Source organism: Neorhizobium alkalisoli, assembly GCF_007829835.1.
Taxonomy (GTDB): Bacteria; Pseudomonadota; Alphaproteobacteria; order Rhizobiales; family Rhizobiaceae; genus Neorhizobium.
This window is the reverse complement of the sequence record NZ_VIWP01000037.1, coordinates 1-1,345: the sequence shown is the minus strand read 5'-3', so window position 1 is coordinate 1,345 and position 1,345 is coordinate 1. Positions and strand designations below refer to the sequence as shown.

Below are 1,345 nucleotides of genomic sequence, written 5' to 3'. Positions count from 1 at the left end.
CCGGGCTTGAGATAACGCGGCGGTTTGAGGCCCATGCCGACGCCGGGCGGTGTGCCGGTGGAGATCACATCACCCGGATGCAGCGACATGAACTGGCTGAGATAAGAAACCAGGAAGGCGACGCCATAAACCATGGTCTTCGAAGACCCGTCCTGCATCGTCTGGCCGTTTACCTTCAGCCACATGCCGAGGTTTTGCGGATCCGGAACCTCGTCCTTGGTGACCAGCCATGGTCCCATCGGCCCGAACGTGTCGCAGGACTTGCCCTTGGTCCACTGGCCCGAGCGTTCCGTCTGGAAGGCGCGTTCGGAGACATCGTTGGTGACGCAGTAACCGGCGACGTAATCGAGCGCATCCGCCTCTGAGACGTATTTCGCGGTCTTGCCGATGACGACGGCAAGCTCGACCTCCCAGTCGGTCTTTTCCGAACCGCGCGGAATGAGGACATCGTCATTCGGACCGACGATCGCAGACGAGGCCTTCATGAAGATGATCGGCTCCGGCGGCACGGTGGCACCGGTTTCGGCCGCATGGTCGGAATAGTTGAGGCCGATGCAGATGAATTTGCCAGTGCCGGCAACGCAGGGGCCGAGACGCGGATTGCCATCAACGACCGGCAGCAGGGAGAGATCGATCGCACCGAGTTTTGCCAGCGCATCCGGGGCAAGGGCCGCGCCGGAAAGATCGGCAACATGGCCCGAGAGATCACGGATCCTGCCTTCGGCATCAACAATGCCGGGCTTTTCGGTGCCGGCTGCGCCGTAACGGAGGAATTTCATCGCAAGTGTCCTTTCACATCAAATACGCATCAGATTTCGGGTCTTCGAAACCCGCTCAGATCGACCAGCCGCCATCGATGCCGACGGCCTGGCCTGTCGTGTAGGTCGCGCTGGCGAGATAGACGGCAAGGTCTGCAATCTCCTCCGGCGTGCCGAGCCGGCCCATCGGCTGGCGGGCGATGAAGGCGGCCCGGGCCTCGTCGTAATTGCCCTGCGCCCGCATGCGTTCTTCCAGCGACGGGCTTTCCACCGTGCCGGGGCAGATCGCATTGCAGCGGATGCCACGCGTCACGTAATCGGCGGCGACCGCCTTGGTCAGGCCGATCACAGCCGCCTTGGTCGTGCCATAGGCGCAGCGGTTCGGAACGCCCTTCGAGCTCGAGGCGATCGAGGCCATGTTGATGATCGTGCCGTCACCGCGCTCCAGCATGCCGGGCAGCACCGCCTTGATCGTGCGCACCATGGCGCGGACATTGAGATCGAAGGCGAAGTCGAGATCTTTTTCGGTCATCTCCAGAACCGAACCGCCATGGACGACGCCGGCGCAGTTGAACAGGATGTCGACC

The 1,345-nt window shown here is 62.5% G+C and carries 2 protein-coding genes; both read right to left on the bottom strand.

Annotated features, from left to right (window positions below; translation table 11 throughout):
• Positions 1-779: fumarylacetoacetate hydrolase family protein (locus tag FHW37_RS33390; protein WP_145643864.1), on the bottom strand; the 779-nt coding region annotated here is incomplete at its 3' end.
• A gap of 55 nt (positions 780-834) precedes the next feature.
• A partial coding sequence (locus FHW37_RS33385) for an SDR family oxidoreductase (protein ID WP_145643863.1) occupies positions 835-1,345 on the bottom strand: 511 nt, incomplete at its 5' end.